General features: G+C 63.1%; 16 protein-coding genes. 7 read left to right on the forward strand and 9 right to left on the reverse strand.

Annotation, left to right across the window (positions count from 1 at the left end):
* Positions 1-29: 29 nt before the first annotated feature.
* From ACQY4G_RS12415 to greA, 3 genes are all read left to right on the forward strand, one after another.
* Complete coding sequence (locus tag ACQY4G_RS12415) at positions 30-638, forward strand: hypothetical protein (protein ID WP_421991288.1); 609 nt, start codon at positions 30-32, stop codon at positions 636-638.
* Positions 638-3,961: a carbamoyl-phosphate synthase large subunit gene (carB, locus tag ACQY4G_RS12420; protein WP_421991290.1), complete on the forward strand. Its 3,324-nt coding sequence runs from the start codon at positions 638-640 to the stop codon at positions 3,959-3,961. Before ACQY4G_RS12415 ends, carB begins: the two co-directional genes overlap by 1 nt.
* 114 nt (positions 3,962-4,075) lie before the next feature.
* Positions 4,076-4,543 (forward strand): transcription elongation factor GreA, encoded by a 468-nt coding sequence (gene greA, locus ACQY4G_RS12425; RefSeq protein ID WP_067688718.1) that lies wholly within the window; start codon positions 4,076-4,078, stop codon positions 4,541-4,543.
* Here the strand turns inward: greA and ACQY4G_RS12430 are convergent.
* From ACQY4G_RS12430 to ACQY4G_RS12455, 6 genes are all read right to left on the reverse strand, one after another.
* Positions 4,536-5,024: a GNAT family N-acetyltransferase gene (locus tag ACQY4G_RS12430; protein ID WP_421991292.1), complete on the reverse strand. Its 489-nt coding sequence runs from the start codon at positions 5,022-5,024 to the stop codon at positions 4,536-4,538. The genes greA and ACQY4G_RS12430 overlap by 8 nt on opposite strands.
* An 8-nt stretch (positions 5,025-5,032) precedes the next feature.
* Positions 5,033-5,263 (reverse strand): DUF4170 domain-containing protein, encoded by a 231-nt coding sequence (locus ACQY4G_RS12435; RefSeq protein WP_067688724.1) that lies wholly within the window; start codon positions 5,261-5,263, stop codon positions 5,033-5,035.
* A 108-nt stretch (positions 5,264-5,371) separates the two neighbouring features.
* Positions 5,372-5,902, reverse strand: coding sequence for a hypothetical protein (locus tag ACQY4G_RS12440; protein ID WP_067688727.1), 531 nt, complete (start codon positions 5,900-5,902; stop codon positions 5,372-5,374).
* Between the two features lie 48 nt (positions 5,903-5,950).
* Positions 5,951-6,274, reverse strand: coding sequence for a hypothetical protein (locus ACQY4G_RS12445; protein WP_421991294.1), 324 nt, complete (start codon positions 6,272-6,274; stop codon positions 5,951-5,953).
* Positions 6,271-6,705: a phage holin family protein gene (locus ACQY4G_RS12450; RefSeq protein ID WP_067688734.1), complete on the reverse strand. Its 435-nt coding sequence runs from the start codon at positions 6,703-6,705 to the stop codon at positions 6,271-6,273. The genes ACQY4G_RS12445 and ACQY4G_RS12450 overlap by 4 nt, the downstream gene beginning before the upstream one ends.
* Positions 6,706-6,727: 22 nt before the next feature.
* Positions 6,728-7,378 carry a hypothetical protein gene (locus ACQY4G_RS12455; protein WP_291173447.1) on the reverse strand — a complete coding sequence of 217 codons (651 nt, stop codon included), beginning with the start codon at positions 7,376-7,378 and terminating at the stop codon, positions 6,728-6,730.
* A 162-nt stretch (positions 7,379-7,540) separates the two neighbouring features.
* On the opposite strand from ACQY4G_RS12455, the gene eno reads away from it, so the two are divergent.
* Complete coding sequence (gene eno, locus ACQY4G_RS12460) at positions 7,541-8,830, forward strand: phosphopyruvate hydratase (RefSeq protein WP_421991296.1); 1,290 nt, start codon at positions 7,541-7,543, stop codon at positions 8,828-8,830.
* Between the two features lie 75 nt (positions 8,831-8,905).
* Here eno and ACQY4G_RS12465 read toward each other — a convergent pair whose 3' ends face one another.
* The gene (locus tag ACQY4G_RS12465) at positions 8,906-9,151 is read right to left on the reverse strand and encodes a hypothetical protein (RefSeq protein WP_067688743.1); all 246 of its coding nucleotides are present in this window, start codon (positions 9,149-9,151) and stop codon (positions 8,906-8,908) included.
* 78 nt (positions 9,152-9,229) lie between these two features.
* Between ACQY4G_RS12465 and ACQY4G_RS12470 the strand changes: the two genes are divergently transcribed.
* A complete protein-coding gene (locus ACQY4G_RS12470) occupies positions 9,230-10,279 on the forward strand; it encodes a phosphotransferase family protein (RefSeq protein WP_421991298.1) in 1,050 nt (349 codons plus the stop codon).
* Complete coding sequence (locus ACQY4G_RS12475) at positions 10,279-11,370, forward strand: hypothetical protein (protein WP_421991300.1); 1,092 nt, start codon at positions 10,279-10,281, stop codon at positions 11,368-11,370. The genes ACQY4G_RS12470 and ACQY4G_RS12475 overlap by 1 nt, the downstream gene beginning before the upstream one ends.
* On the opposite strand, the gene ribH is transcribed toward ACQY4G_RS12475, so the two are convergent.
* Both ribH and ribB read right to left on the reverse strand, forming a co-directional pair.
* Positions 11,367-11,789, reverse strand: a complete 423-nt coding sequence (ribH, locus tag ACQY4G_RS12480) for a 6,7-dimethyl-8-ribityllumazine synthase (protein WP_421991302.1) — start codon at positions 11,787-11,789, stop codon at positions 11,367-11,369. The two genes, ACQY4G_RS12475 and ribH, sit on opposite strands and share 4 nt — an antisense overlap.
* Positions 11,790-11,794: 5 nt before the next feature.
* The gene (gene ribB / locus ACQY4G_RS12485) at positions 11,795-13,039 is read right to left on the reverse strand and encodes a 3,4-dihydroxy-2-butanone-4-phosphate synthase (RefSeq protein WP_067688755.1); all 1,245 of its coding nucleotides are present in this window, start codon (positions 13,037-13,039) and stop codon (positions 11,795-11,797) included.
* Between the two features lie 349 nt (positions 13,040-13,388).
* On the opposite strand from ribB, the gene ACQY4G_RS12490 reads away from it, so the two are divergent.
* A complete protein-coding gene (locus ACQY4G_RS12490; RefSeq protein WP_421991304.1) occupies positions 13,389-14,387 on the forward strand; it encodes a helix-turn-helix domain-containing protein in 999 nt (332 codons plus the stop codon).
* The last annotated feature ends 62 nt before the right edge of the window (positions 14,388-14,449 follow it).

Genomic DNA, 14,449 nt, shown 5'->3' on the forward strand with positions numbered 1-14,449 from the left:
GACTATTCGGGCACGCAGGCCGGCGTCTGATGCGTTTCGCGGCCCTTCTCGCGGCGGGGCTGGCGACGGCTGCCGTCGCGCAAGGGCCCGACCCACATGAAGTGCAGCTCACGCCCGGCGTCACCTTCACGGGCGACGGTGGGGTCGAGCGGCTCGAGGGAGTCGATGGCACCGTGATCGCAACCTTCTGGCGCCCGATGCAGTACGAAACCGCCGCCGGTCCCGTAGCCGGCCGCATGGATTGCCGCGCAACCGCGGGATGGTCGCCTTTCTCGGCAGCGCTGTTTGCGCTCGACGGGGTTCACGCGGCGCAGGAAGACCGCCTCTCCTCACGCGGACTGACCGAGATCGAGCGGCATGAACAGGATGGCGAGCAGGTACGCCAGCTCGATGTCACCATGCGTGGCACCGGTCCGCTGCGCTATCATGTGCTGACCTATATCGCAGTGCGGACGGGCGACGATATCGTCTCGATCCGCCGCACGTGCGTTTTTCCGCGTCGCAGCGGCGTGAGCAAGGCGGATTATCGCCGGCTCGCGCGGCTGCATACCGATTTCACCGTCGTCCTCCCGCCACCCGCCTCGCCGCTGGCGCAGGATGCGCCCAGTCTCGAAACGCTTTCGGAAGTTCCACTCTGATGCCCAAAAGAAACGACATCTCCTCGATCCTCGTCATCGGCGCCGGCCCGATCATCATCGGCCAGGCCTGCGAGTTCGACTATTCGGGTACGCAGGCGATCAAGGCGCTGAAGGAAGAGGGCTATCGGGTCATCCTGGTCAACTCCAACCCCGCCACGATCATGACCGATCCGGAAATGGCCGACGCCACGTATGTGGAGCCGATCACGCCCGAGATAGTCGCCAAGATCATCGAGAAGGAGCGACCCGACGCGGTGCTGCCGACGATGGGCGGGCAGACCGCGCTCAATTGCGCGCTCGACCTGGCGAACCAGGGCGTGCTCGAGAAGTTCGGTGTGCAGATGATCGGCGCCAATGCCGATGCCATCGATAAGGCCGAGAACCGCCAGCGCTTCCGCGAGGCGATGGACAAAATCGGCCTCGAAAGCGCGCGCAGCGGCGTGGCGAACACGGTCGACGAGGCCTTTGCCGTGCTCGAACGCACCGGCCTGCCTGCGATCATCCGCCCCAGCTTCACCTTGGGCGGCACGGGTGGGGGCATCGCCTACAACAAGGCCGAGTTCGATCGCATCGTGCGGGAAGGCCTCGACGCATCGCCCACCACCGAAGTCCTGATCGAGGAATCGCTCCTCGGTTGGAAGGAATACGAGATGGAGGTGGTGCGCGACCGCGCGGACAATTGCATCATCATCTGCTCGATCGAGAATGTCGATCCGATGGGTGTGCATACGGGCGATTCCATCACCGTCGCGCCCGCGCTGACGCTGACGGACAAGGAATACCAGATCATGCGCACCGCCAGCATAAACGTGTTGCGCGAAATCGGCGTGGAAACAGGTGGTTCGAACGTACAGTTCGCAGTCAATCCGAAGGATGGCCGCCTGATCGTGATCGAGATGAATCCGCGCGTTTCGCGGTCGTCTGCGCTGGCTTCCAAGGCCACCGGTTTCCCGATCGCGCGCGTCGCGGCGAAGCTGGCGGTGGGCTACACGCTCGACGAGATCCAGAACGAGATTACCGGCGCGACGCCCGCGAGTTTCGAGCCGACGATCGATTACGTGGTCACCAAGATCCCGCGCTTCGCTTTCGAGAAGTTCAAGGGATCGAAGAACGAACTGTCGACCGCGATGAAGTCGGTCGGCGAAGTGATGGCGATCGGCCGCTCGTTCCAGGAAAGCATGCAGAAGGCGCTGCGTGGTCTCGAAACCGGGCTCGATGGCTTCAACCGCATCACCGAGTTCGAGGGCGTCAGCCGCGAGGTCATCACCGCTTCGCTATCGCAGCGCACGCCCGACCGCATCCTCAAGATCGCACAAGCCTTCCGCGAGGATTTCACGGTCGAGGAGGTGGCGCGTATTACCGGGTTCGATCCGTGGTTCCTGCGCCAGATCGAGGCGATCATCTACGAAGAGAAGATGATCGGGCACAACGGCCTGCCGGGCGATGCGGCCGAGATGCGCCGCCTCAAGGCCATGGGCTTCTCCGACAAGCGCCTTGCCACGCTGGCCGTGCGCTCGGTCGGTGTCGCAGGCGGTCTGGGCGAGACCCAGGCCAAGCGCTCGGGCCTGCTACACGACGCGCTGCGCGCCATGGCGGGCGCGACCAGCGAACAGGAAGTGCGCGACCTGCGCCGCAAGCTCGGGGTCTACCCGGTCTACAAGCGCATCGATAGCTGCGCCGCCGAGTTCGAGGCGATCACGCCCTACATGTACTCGACCTACGAGGCGCCCAGCTTCGGCGAGCCCGAGGACGAGGCCATGCCGTCGGACCGCAAGAAGATCGTCATCCTCGGCGGCGGCCCCAACCGGATCGGGCAGGGCATCGAATTCGACTATTGCTGCGTCCACGCCTGCTTCGCGCTGGCCGAGGCCGGGTTCGAGACGATCATGGTCAATTGCAACCCGGAAACGGTGTCGACCGATTACGACACTTCCGACCGTCTTTACTTCGAGCCGCTGACCGAAGAAGACGTGCTCGAAATCATGCGCGTCGAAATGTCGAAGGGCGAGGTCGTCGGCACCATCGTCCAGTTCGGCGGGCAGACACCGCTCAAACTGGCGGCCGCGCTCGAGCGCGAAGGCATCCCGATCCTCGGCACCAGCCCCGACGCGATCGACCTTGCCGAAGATCGTGAACGTTTCGCCAAGCTGGTCAACAAGCTCAGGTTGATGCAGCCGATGAACGGTATCGCCAAGAGCCGCGACGAGGCCGCCGCCGTGGCCGCGCGGATCGGCTATCCGGTACTCCTGCGCCCGAGCTACGTGCTCGGCGGCCGTGCGATGGAAATCGTCGACAGCGAAGCGCAGCTCGACGACTATATCAACACGGCGGTGAACGTCTCGGGCGACAGCCCGGTGCTGGTCGACCAGTACCTGCGCGATGCGATCGAGTGCGATGTCGATGTCGTCGCCGACGGCTTCGAGGTCCGCATTGCGGGCGTCATGCAGCATATCGAGGAAGCCGGGGTGCATTCGGGCGACAGCGCCTGCACGCTGCCGCCCTACAGCCTGCCTGCCGAGATCATCGAGGAAATGTCCCGTCAGGCGACCGAGCTCGCCAAGGCGCTGAAGGTGCGCGGCCTGATGAACGTGCAGTTCGCGGTGAAGGACGGCGAGGTCTACCTCATCGAGGTGAACCCGCGCGCCAGCCGCACGGTGCCCTTCGTCGCCAAGGCCATCGGGCAGCCCATAGCCAAGGTCGCCGCACGCGTCATGGCGGGCGAGGGGCTGCACACCTTCGAGCCGTTCGACCTCTATCCCGACCACATGGCGGTGAAGGAGGCAGTGTTCCCTTTCGCGCGTTTCCCGGGCGCCGACCCGGTGCTGTCGCCCGAGATGAAGTCGACCGGCGAAGTCATGGGTATCGACCGCAGCTTTGCGCCGGCCTTTCTCAAATCGCAGCTGGGTGCGGGTATGACGCCGCCGCAATCGGGCACGCTGTTCGTCTCGGTCAAGGATAGCGACAAGCCGCTGATCGTGCCCGCGGTGAAGACGCTGCTCGACAAGGGCTTCCGGGTCATCGCCACCGGCGGCACGCAGACCTACCTTGCCGAACAGGGCCTCGACGTCGAACCGGTCAACAAGGTAGCCGAAGGGCGCCCACACATCGTCGATGCCATCATCGACGGCGAAGTGCAGCTGATCTTCAACACCACCGAGGGCTGGCAGTCGCTGCTCGACAGCAAATCGATCCGCGAGGCCGCGCTGGAAAAGAAGCTTCCCTACTACACGACGGCCGCCGCATCGCTTGCCGTCGCGCAAGCAATAGCAGAGGTTTCGCCGGACCAGCTTGAAGTGCGTTCGTTGCAAGACTATTATAGCTGACGACGAACACTCAGCTCACCCCCCGACATCCGAACCGATTGGGTTCCGCATTCCGGCGGACCAGGTTCGAATTGTCCCGGAGGTTGGCCGGAACAGGAAGGACAAAGGGGTCCGATGGAAAAAGTGCCGATGCTGGCCGAGGGCTACGAAAAGCTCACGGCAGACCTGAAAGCCCTGCGTGCCGAGCGCCCGAAGATCGTCGATGCGATCGAGGAAGCGCGGGCGCATGGCGACCTGTCGGAGAATGCCGAATACCACGCCGCCAAGGAACGCCAGGGGCAGGTCGAGGCGATGATCGGTGAGCTCGAGGACAAGATCAGCCGTGCGCAGATCATCGATCCGACCACGCTCAGCGGTGATAAAGTGATCTTCGGTGCGACCGTCACGCTGCTCGACGAAGACGACAAGCCGGTGAAGTACCAGATCGTGGGCCAGACCGAAGCGGATGCCGCCAAGGGCCGCATCAGCTACAGCTCGCCTATCGGTCGTGCACTGATCGGCAAGCAGCTCGAGGAAGAGGTCGAGGTGACCGTACCCTCGGGCGACAAGTTCTACCTCATCGACAAGATCGAATTCATCTAAGCGCCTTTTCCATCGCCCAATTGTGGATCGGGATATCCCGGCCATCATGGGCGATGGTGAATTCGCGTTTATCGGTCACAACGTAACCTGCCCGCTCGAACGCGGGGCGGGCGAGGTCGCTCGCCTCCGTGTAGAGCCTCTCGATTCCATGCGCCCGCGCGTAGATTTCGGCCCTTGCCAGCAACTGCGTGGCCAGACCCAGGCGCGTATGATCCGGATGGTTGTAGAGGTGATCGAGATGGCCGTTCGCCTCGATCAGCGCATAGGCTACCGGTCGATCGTCCCGATCGGCGGCCACGAAGATTACATCGCCCGCGGCAACGCGTTCCCGGTACCGTTCCGCACCGGGATGGCGCGCCATCCATGCCGCGACTTGCTCGGTCGAATAGGCGTGCGGGCCGATCTCCGCGATCGCGGAGGCATTTACCTCGGCCAGCGCCTCGGCGTCGTCGTCCCGATATGGCCTGATCGAATAGGCCATGGGGCTATTCAGGCGCCGGGGTCGAGGAGCTTATGCAGGTGGACGATAACGTATTTCATCTCGGCATCGTCGACCGTGCGCTGGGCATTCGAGCGCCAGGCGTCGACAGCTGCATCGTAGCTGCTGAATACGCCGGCCACGTGAATGCTCTCGGGATCGGCGAAGGTAACGCTGCGCGGGTCGGCAACCCGGCCACCCATCACCAGATAGAGCGTCTGCTTGCTCTCGGTTTCTTCCATCGGGATGTCTTTCTCTTGGGGGAGGGAGGATTGGCTGCGCCACATAGCGAAAGCGGCGCAACAGGCAAGCCTGTCGCGCCGCTATGGCATTCGGTCGGATGCGTTCGCTCAATGCGTGATACGGGTTCGCAATGCGCGATAGGCACGGCTGCCTTTGCGAGTGGCCTTACGGCCCGAGCTGCGTAGCGCGTCACCCGCGACATCGAGTTTGTAGGCGGCGTCCCGGCGCAGACCGCGCGCAGTGGTCGAGGCGCTGTCGCCGATATCTTCGATCCGGTCTCCAGCATATTGCGCACCGTCCAGGACGCCGTCGATCATGCGTGCACCATAGGCCATTGCGGCGTCGGTCGCGAGGCCGGCCAGTACGCCGCCACGGCGCCCGAGGCGCCGCCCACGGCGCGTCATCGCGCCGATTGCAAGCCCGGCGAGCAATACGCCGCCAACGACAGCGAACGGATGCGCCTTGGTGAATTCGAGCGCGCTGTCGGCAGCATCCTTGGCTTGATCGGCAAGGCTGCGTTCTTCGTTGCGCTGTTCGCCCGCTTCGATCCGCGCGCGCAGTTGCTCGCGCTTTTCCTCATCGCTCAGCTTGCTGTCGGCACTGATCGGGGTGACATTGTTTTCGGCTGTATCGACCATCGGTTTCCTCCGGGATTCGTGTTCGCAAGATCAACGGTTTTCGTCGACCTAACGTTCCGCCTCACCTTGGAGTTCATCGCAATCGTCGTCAGCTTCCGCATTCAGTCCGAACAATTCCATGATCGGGTTGCGGGCGAACCAGACTACGATGGCCGCAACGAGCGCGGCAAGCGCGCCTTTGTTGTCCTCGGCGACGTCAACCGCCTCTTCATAGAGATCGGTGGCGCCCTCCTTCATTCGGTCGACCGCACGTTCGGCCAATCCCTTGTGCGCGAAATCGGATTTGAGATGTTCGATATCGGCTTCGACCAAGGCGCGCGCGGAATCGCGCAGATATTTGTCTTCCAGCATGCGGGTGCGCCGATAGCTCATTCCGTCTCATCCTCCTCGAAGGCGTCGCGGATATCGTCGATACGCCCTTTCAGCAGGCGCAACAGGATCGCTCCGGCGACAATGAGGGCGAGAGTGACGATGGCAGTTGCGCCCCATGGACCGATCAATGGCGCCAGGGCGATAACCAGACCGACGGTCGCTGCAATCAGGGCGAGGTGTAACACGCCAAAGGCGCCGAGCCCGAAAGCTACGGCGCCTTTCACGCGATTGGCGATGAAGCCCGCCCTGCTCTTCTGGTAACGCAGCTCCGCCTCGGCATAGGTCTTGCCGTCTTCGAGCAGCGCGAGGACGTCATCGGTCAGCGAAAATTGCTGGTCGTCATCCTCCTCCGTTTCGGGGGGCTCATGTTCGTCAGGCAGATCGAGCGGACCGGAATGGTCGTCGGCCCGCTCGTTTTCGTCTTCCCGCATTCATACCCCCGTCGACAGTCGCTCAGCGTGAGCCGCGGAATAGACGCGAAAGCATGAAGCCGACAACCGCCGCGATGCCGAGCGCCTTGCCAGGGCTCTTGCGCACGAATTCGCGACCGTCTTCGACGAGGTCGTCGACGCTCTTTTCGTCCAGCCTGGTGGCATAGCCATCGAGCGACTTGGAGGCACTGCGGGCATAATCGCCATATTTCGCGCCGAGCTTTTCATCGACCTGATGAGCGTTTTCGTTCACCAGCTTGCTCAGCGAACGAAGGCCTTCGCCGGCCTTGACCTTGCCTTCGGTCGCCAGTTCGCGGCCCTTGACCTTGGCTTCGTCGCCATAGGCCTTGGCATCGGCAACCCAGTCGTCGCTCTTGCCCTTGGCCTGGTCGCGATAGGCGACCGCGCGGTCCTTCCCTTCGGCCTTCAGCGCGGCGGCACCGGCCTTGGCTTCTTCCAGGGCCGCGTTGAAGCGCGACTTGGCTTCGGTACGATGATCCGGGGTTTGCGGAGTTTTTGCGGTATTGGTCACGGGGGCGGTCTCCTTCGCTTCGCCTTTCTTCGCCACGGTCTTGCGCGGCGTCTTGGCGGCTGTCGATTTCTTGGCTGCGGGTTTCTTGGCGGCTGCGCTCTTGCGCTTGCCCGAGGCGCCGCCTGCGGTGGTTTCTGCCATGGTACTCGTCCTTGCCCTCAATTCGTATTCGTTCGCCTGACTGGCCATCGATGTTGCAACGCAACTTGCGCCGCAATGTTCCGACGCATAGAGCGCTGCCGACTCCCCACCTGGGGGTGTTTTAGCATATTACAACACCTTTGTCCCGGAGCGCCAGCAACCATGACCGCGATCATCGACATCCACGCCCGCGAAATTCTTGATTCCCGGGGCAATCCCACTGTCGAGGTCGACGTGCTGCTCGACGATGGCAGCTTCGGTCGCGCGGCAGTGCCGAGCGGCGCCTCGACCGGCGCGCATGAAGCGGTCGAGCTTCGCGATGGCGACAAGGCACGCTATCTCGGCAAGGGCGTCAGCAAGGCAGTCGACGCGGTGAATGCCGAAATCCGCGACCTGCTGATCGGTGCCTTCGATGCGGAAGACCAGCGCGATATCGATCTCTCGATGATTGCTCTGGATGGCACCCCCAACAAGGGCCGCATCGGCGCGAACGCCATTCTCGGCACTAGCATGGCGGTGGCCAAGGCGGCCGCCAACGCGCGGGGTCTGCCGCTCTACAGTTATATCGGCGGCGTTTCGGCTCATGTCCTCCCGGTGCCCATGATGAACATCATCAATGGCGGCGAACATGCCGACAACCCGATCGACATCCAGGAGTTCATGGTCATGCCGATCGGCGCGGACAGTCTCGCCGAAGCCGTTCGCTGGGGCGCGGAGGTGTTCCATACGCTCAAGAAGAAGCTGCATGAAAAAGGCCTGTCCACGGCCGTGGGGGACGAGGGCGGTTTTGCCCCCGACCTCGCCAGCACGCGCGATGCGCTCGACTTCATTATGGCCTCGATAGAACAGGCGGGCTTCAGGCCGGGCGAGGACATCGCACTTGCGCTCGACTGTGCCTCGACCGAATTCTTTGCGGACGGCAAATACGAAATCTCGGGCGAGAAGCTATCTCTCGACGGGCATGAGATGGCCGAATATCTCGACAAGCTGTGCCGCGACTATCCGATCCGTTCTATCGAGGACGGCATGGCGGAGGACGATTTCGAAGGCTGGAAGGCGCTGACCGACCGGATCGGCAACACAGTCCAGCTGGTTGGCGACGACCTGTTCGTCACCAACCCTCAGCGCCTGCGTGAAGGCATCGACCAGGGGCTGGCCAACTCGCTGCTGGTCAAGGTCAACCAGATCGGGACGCTGACCGAGACGCTCGACGCGGTCAGCATTGCCAACCGCGCGGGCTATACGGCGGTCATGTCGCACCGCTCGGGCGAAACCGAGGATGCCACCATCGCCGATCTCGCGGTCGCGACCAATTGCGGTCAGATCAAGACCGGCAGCCTCGCGCGATCGGATCGGCTCGCCAAGTACAATCAGCTGATCCGCATCGAGGAAGAGCTGGGCGACAGCGCGCATTATGCCGGGCGTGAATGCTTCGGACGGATTGGCGCCTAACGCGCGAATCCCACGAAGGTGGGAGCCTCGTTTCCGATCGTGCCGATAGCCTGAGCTTTCCGCCGCCGCGGAGGTTCAAGTCCTGTTTTTCGGGTGGAACCAGTATTGCCATACGCCCCAGGCGTTGATGAGCAGCAGGACGCCGTTCATCGCGGCGAGTGGTATCGCGTTTTCGGTCAGTCCGATATAGATCCACAGGGTCGAGACCACGCAGAACAGGACGAAGCCCCAGGCGGTCGCGCGGCGTCCCATGTCGAAGGCGATCATGGATGCGGCAAGCACCGTTCCGATCGATGCGGCCCATTCGAAGGGGCCGTTCATGATGTTTCTTCCTGCATGATTGTCATGACGCTTTGTGCCAGCTAGCGTTCCGCCGATTGCTCTTTGTGGGAGAGGGGCTTGGAACGATTTCCGGTACATCCGGACGAGGTCGATGCAGTGTGGCTGGGCGGTGTGCTTGGCGCGAAAGTGTCTCACGTCCGCTGGGAGCCGATCGGCACCGGTCAGGTGGGCGACAGCGTACGCTTTCACCTGTCCGGGAACGATGTGCCGAAGACGATAGCCGGCAAGTTCCCCGCCGCCGATGCGACCAGCCGCGGGACCGCCGCGATGTTCGGGCTCTATCGGAAGGAAGTAGAATTCTATCGCCAGGCTGCGCCGCTCCTTCACGTGCGGGTGCCGCAAGTGCGTTTCGCCGAGGTCGACGAAACCGGAGGCGCGTTCGTCCTTCTCTTCGAGGATGTCGGACCGGCGCGGCAGGGCGATCAGATCAGGGGATGCGGGATAGGTGACGCGCGCGCGGCGATCCGCCAGGCCGCCGCCATCCACGCACCGAGCTGGGGGAGGGAGGACCTGCTTGCCGCCCAATGGCTCGCCCCGCCGCCGGATCTGCGCGAGCGGCTCGGCAGTATGTATCCGCAAGCTCAGGCAATCTTTCGCGAACGCTATGCTGATACGCTCGAGCCCGACTACATGGCAATCTGCGACCAACTGGCCGAGGCAAGCGCGCACTGGTTCGAGCGCGATGACCCGCCCCAATGCCTCGTTCACGGCGATTTCAGGCTCGACAACATGCTGTTCGACATTCGCGGCGGGGCCGAGCCCATCGCCATCCTCGACTGGCAGACCGTAGCGGTCGGAAGGCCGATGATCGATGTCGGCTATTTCCTCGGCTGCGGCGTGGGCGAGGGCCTGTGGCGCAATCACGAGCGCGAGTTGCTCGACCTGTGGCGCGCGGAAATGCGGGCGCGCGGTGTCGCGCTGTCGCATGACGAGATCGAGCAAGATTATCGGCTCGGCATTCTGCACGGTGTCTCGACCGCCGTTTTCAGCTCGGCATTCGTCGAGCGGACCGAGCGCGGCGACGCCAATTTTCTCTCCATGGCGCGCGGGGCCTGTTCGCTGGCCCTGGCACGCGATAGTATCCAGGTATTGAAGGAGGCGACCTAGTGGTCCTGAGCCGGGGTGACGATTATCCGATCCACCAGACGCCGGAGCCGGTGGCCTATGCCGGCACCGATCGGAATTTCTACGACCGCTATTTCTTCAACGGCTATGCGCCGGACGGCAGCGGATTTTTTGCCGCGGCGCTCGGCATCTATCCCCATCTCGATGTGATCGATGCGCATTTCACGATCATACGCGACGGAGTGCAGCACTGCGTCCATGCCAGCGCCGAGCTGGGGATGGAGCGCATGGCAATGGCGGCGGGGCCAATCTCGGTCGAGATCATCGAGGCGCTCAATATCCTGCGCATCCGGCTCGAACCATTCGATGGCATGGCGGCCGACATCACCTTTACCGGCCGCGCCTTTCCGATCGAGGAACCGCGCTTTACGCACCGGATCGGTCCACGCGCCTTCATGGATTATACGCGGCTGACGCAGAACGGGCGCTACCGGGGATGGATCGAAGTCGATGGCGACAAGCAGGAGCTGGCCGACGGCACGATGGGTACGCGCGATCGCAGCTGGGGCGTTCGCCCGGTTGGAGCGCGTGACATGCAACCGATGCCCGGCGCGCCCATGCCAGGTTTTTTCTGGCAATGGACGCCGATCAACTTTCCTGCAGGAAGCCTGTTCTTCCACGTCAACAATGATGAACATGGCAATGCGTGGAATACGCGCGCGGCCTGGGCGGGGGAGGGCGCAGCGGCGGAAGATGTCGCCGAAGGCCACGGCAGCATGCGCACGCGGCTCGAGGCGGGTACGCGCTGGCCCTCGGGCGGCACGCTTTCGCTGGCGCTGCGCGGCGCGCCCGAACAGGTGACCTTCGAACCGCTCGGCCGGTTCCAGATGCGCGGTCTCGGCTACACCCATCCCGAATGGGGCCACGGCATGTACCACGGCCCGCTCAAGGTACAGCGCGAGGACATCGACCTTTTAGACCTCGACCCGTTGGCCCCCGAGAATCTGCACGTCCAGGTCCCGATGCGTGTGACCGGCAGCGATGGCGCCGAAGGCATCGGCGTCTTCGAGCAGCTGATTATCGGCCCCTTCGCGCCGCTGGGGCTTGAGGAGTTCCTCGACGGCGCTGCCTAGGCCGCGAACTTGCCCTGCAAATCGAGCAGCGCCATCGCCGCCTGCGCCGCCTCGCCGCCCTTGTCCTTCTGTTTGGGATCGGCACGGACAAGCGCCTGGTCCTCGTTCTCGACCGTGAGGATGCCGTTGCCGATCGCCATGCCGTCCATCGTCAGCGCCATGATCCCGCGCGCGCTTTCGCCGGCGACGATCTCGAAATGATAGGTCTCGCCGCGGATGACCACGCCGATCCCGACATAGCCGTCGTACTGACCGCTCTCCGATGCGAGCGCGATCGCGCCCGGCACTTCGAGCGCCCCGGGAACGGTGAGCACCTCGACCTCATGACCCTTCGCTTCGAGCGCCGCGCGCGCGCCGGCGATCAGCATGTCGTTGAGACGATCGTAGAATCGGGCTTCGACGATGAGAAAACGGGCCATGCAGGTCACTCCGGAATGGGTTTGTGGTCGACGATGTTGAGGCCATATCCCTCGATCGCCACGACATTGGGTTGCGAATTGCTCAGCAGGATCATGTCCTCGATCCCGAGATCGGCTAGGATCTGCGAGCCGATGCCCACATTGCGCCGCGCATCGTTTTCGCTGTAGCCGCTGTTCGAAGCCGGGCGCCCGGTAATGATGACGATGACACCTGCACCATGTTCGCCCACCGCCTGCATTGCGCGCTGGAGCGTGCGCTTGCGCGGCCCCGGTTTGCCGAGGACGTCATCGAAGATCGAAATCGGATGCACGCGGGCGAGGGTGGGTTTGCCTTCGACCACGTGGCCCTTCTGCAGCACATAGCTTTCGCTGCCATCGACCGTGTTGCGATAGGTCAGCAGGCGCCAGTCCCCACCATAATCGGATTCGAAGCTGTCCTCGCCGACCCGCTCCACCAGATGGTCGTGGCGCATCCGGTATTCGATCAGGTCGCGGATCGTGCCGATCTTCATGTCGTGCTTGCGTGCGAAGCCGATCAGATCCTCGAGGCGCGCCATGGTGCCGTCCTCGTTCATGATTTCGCAGATGACGCCCGAGGGATTCAGTCCGGCGAGCCGCGAGATATCGACCGCCGCTTCGGTATGGCCTGCACGAACCAGGACGCCGCCATCGCGCGCGGTTAGCGGGAAGACGTGGCCGGGGGTGACGATATCGTCGGGGCCCTTGGTGGAATCGATGGCGACCGAGACCGTGCGCGAGCGGTCGGCCGCGCTGATGCCGGTGGTAACGCCTTCCTTCGCCTCGATCGAGGTCGTGAAGGCAGTCTGCATGCTCTCCCTATTGTCGCGGCTCATGGGCTCGAGGCCGAGAGCTTCGACCCGCTTGCGGTCGAGCGACAGGCAGATCAGTCCGCGACCATGGGTCGCCATGAAGTTGATCGCGCTGGGCGTAGCCATCTGCGCCGGGATGATGAGATCGCCTTCGTTCTCGCGATCCTCGTCGTCGACTAGAATATACATGCGGCCGTTGCGCGCTTCGTCGATGATTTCCTCGGCGCCGACGATGACGGGTGTTTCGTCGTTGGCTTCAAGGAAGGCCTCGAGTTTCGCGAGCGTTTCGGCGGTCGGGTTCCAGCTTTCCTCGCTGCAATCGCGCAGGGTGTTGGCATGAAGTCCCGCGGCACGGGCGAGCCCGGCGCGGGTCATGAGTCCCTGCGAAACGAGCGTGCGTACTTTTTCGATCGTGTTCATGCCGCCAGCGCTATCACATTACAATGTGACTTCCAATAGCAATTCACATCGAATGTGACGAGCGTTTCTCGGCACTAGATTTGTGCTTTGGAAAAGGAAAGGGGGTTGGTCAACGCAATCGGGCTCGAACCTGTTGACCGTCGATATGGCATGCCGCGTAGGCTTTCCCATACCGATGGAAATGGGGTCATTTCGCTGGCACCATGAAATCGGCCTGCGCAGCGCTTCCCCGCTTACTTCCTGAAATACCGGGATGAAGCGTGATCCGGCATGACATATGCGGTCGAGCTCGTCGGCAATTGACGCCTGCAAGGCGCTGACTTAGCCTTTTGCGATGTCGAGGCGACCTTTGACGGTTCAGGATAAGCATCACGATCCGGTGGATGATGGCCAGGCCATCGATCCCGATCTTACGCCGTATGAATACTTCAAGATGATGCGGATCAGGCTGGCGGAAATCGAGGACGAGACCTGCGCCCTGTCGACACGCCCGCTATTGCTTGGCGCCACCAATCTCGTCGGTGAACGCATTTGCGATGCGGCCAGCCTCGGCGATGCCATGCGATTGTCCGCGCAAACCTACAACCTGCTCCATGGCGGGAATTACAATCGCATCGAGCGGCACGGCAGCCGCATCCTCTACCGGATCGACGATGCCGAGTTTCCCTTCGCCTTCGACGATGGCCCCTCGATGCGGGCAACGGTGATGGAAGGGGTCATGATCTTCGTTCACACATTGCTGTCGCTATGGGCAGGGCGTGAACTGACGCCGCATCTTCGTGCAGTCCATAGTCGCCGGGCGCGGCGCGGGACGGATGGCATGCTCGGGTACTGGTCGGTACCGGTGCGGTTGGGAGCGCCGGCCTATATGCTGGAGTATGTCGGCACGGCAGCAGATCTCGCCCCCGCCGCTCGGGGCCAGACGCTCAACTCGATCGATGTCTACGATCGGATCCTGGCCGTTCTCGCCAGGCCGGATGGGCCTGTGACCACGAAGCGCCGCGACCTCGTATCACGCGTCCGCAGCAAGCTCGAAACCGGCATGGATGACCAGAGCCAAGTGGCACGGGCGCTGGGCATGAGCGTTGCCTCATTGCGCCGACGACTGTTGGAAAGCGGGTGCAATTTCCGGCAACTACGGGCCGAAACACTCGATCGCCGGGCCAGGCGCTTGCTGGAAGCGGGACGGTCCCCGGAGGCCGTGGCCGACCTGCTCGGCTTCGCCGATGGTCGCAGCTTTTCTCGCGCTTTCAAGCAATGGACCGGAACCACTCCAGCGCGGTTCGCGGCAGACGTTTTGAGCGAAAATGTCCTGCATGATTGCGCGAGCGCGTCCTCGACTCGATAGCCATACTCGCTGCAGTTTCTCCTCGAGATAACGGCCGCCGACATGCGCGACCGAACGGGGAG

Source organism: Qipengyuania sp. (assembly GCF_965277845.1).
GTDB lineage: Bacteria > Pseudomonadota > Alphaproteobacteria > Sphingomonadales > Sphingomonadaceae > Qipengyuania.

Excerpts from the sequence above, each read along its gene's own strand:
- ACQY4G_RS12415 (WP_421991288.1), top strand. The coding sequence starts at position 30 with ATGCGTTTCGCGGCCCTTCTCGCGGCGGGGCTGGCGACGGCTGCCGTC.
- carB (WP_421991290.1), top strand. The coding sequence starts at position 638 with ATGCCCAAAAGAAACGACATCTCCTCGATCCTCGTCATCGGCGCCGGC.
- greA (WP_067688718.1), top strand. The coding sequence starts at position 4,076 with ATGGAAAAAGTGCCGATGCTGGCCGAGGGCTACGAAAAGCTCACGGCA.
- ACQY4G_RS12430 (WP_421991292.1), bottom strand. The coding sequence starts at position 5,024 with ATGGCCTATTCGATCAGGCCATATCGGGACGACGACGCCGAGGCGCTG.
- ACQY4G_RS12435 (WP_067688724.1), bottom strand. The coding sequence starts at position 5,263 with ATGGAAGAAACCGAGAGCAAGCAGACGCTCTATCTGGTGATGGGTGGC.
- ACQY4G_RS12440 (WP_067688727.1), bottom strand. The coding sequence starts at position 5,902 with ATGGTCGATACAGCCGAAAACAATGTCACCCCGATCAGTGCCGACAGC.
- ACQY4G_RS12445 (WP_421991294.1), bottom strand. The coding sequence starts at position 6,274 with ATGAGCTATCGGCGCACCCGCATGCTGGAAGACAAATATCTGCGCGAT.
- ACQY4G_RS12450 (WP_067688734.1), bottom strand. The coding sequence starts at position 6,705 with ATGCGGGAAGACGAAAACGAGCGGGCCGACGACCATTCCGGTCCGCTC.
- ACQY4G_RS12455 (WP_291173447.1), bottom strand. The coding sequence starts at position 7,378 with ATGGCAGAAACCACCGCAGGCGGCGCCTCGGGCAAGCGCAAGAGCGCA.
- eno (WP_421991296.1), top strand. The coding sequence starts at position 7,541 with ATGACCGCGATCATCGACATCCACGCCCGCGAAATTCTTGATTCCCGG.
- ACQY4G_RS12465 (WP_067688743.1), bottom strand. The coding sequence starts at position 9,151 with ATGAACGGCCCCTTCGAATGGGCCGCATCGATCGGAACGGTGCTTGCC.
- ribH (WP_421991302.1), bottom strand. The coding sequence starts at position 11,789 with ATGGCCCGTTTTCTCATCGTCGAAGCCCGATTCTACGATCGTCTCAAC.
- ribB (WP_067688755.1), bottom strand. The coding sequence starts at position 13,039 with ATGAACACGATCGAAAAAGTACGCACGCTCGTTTCGCAGGGACTCATG.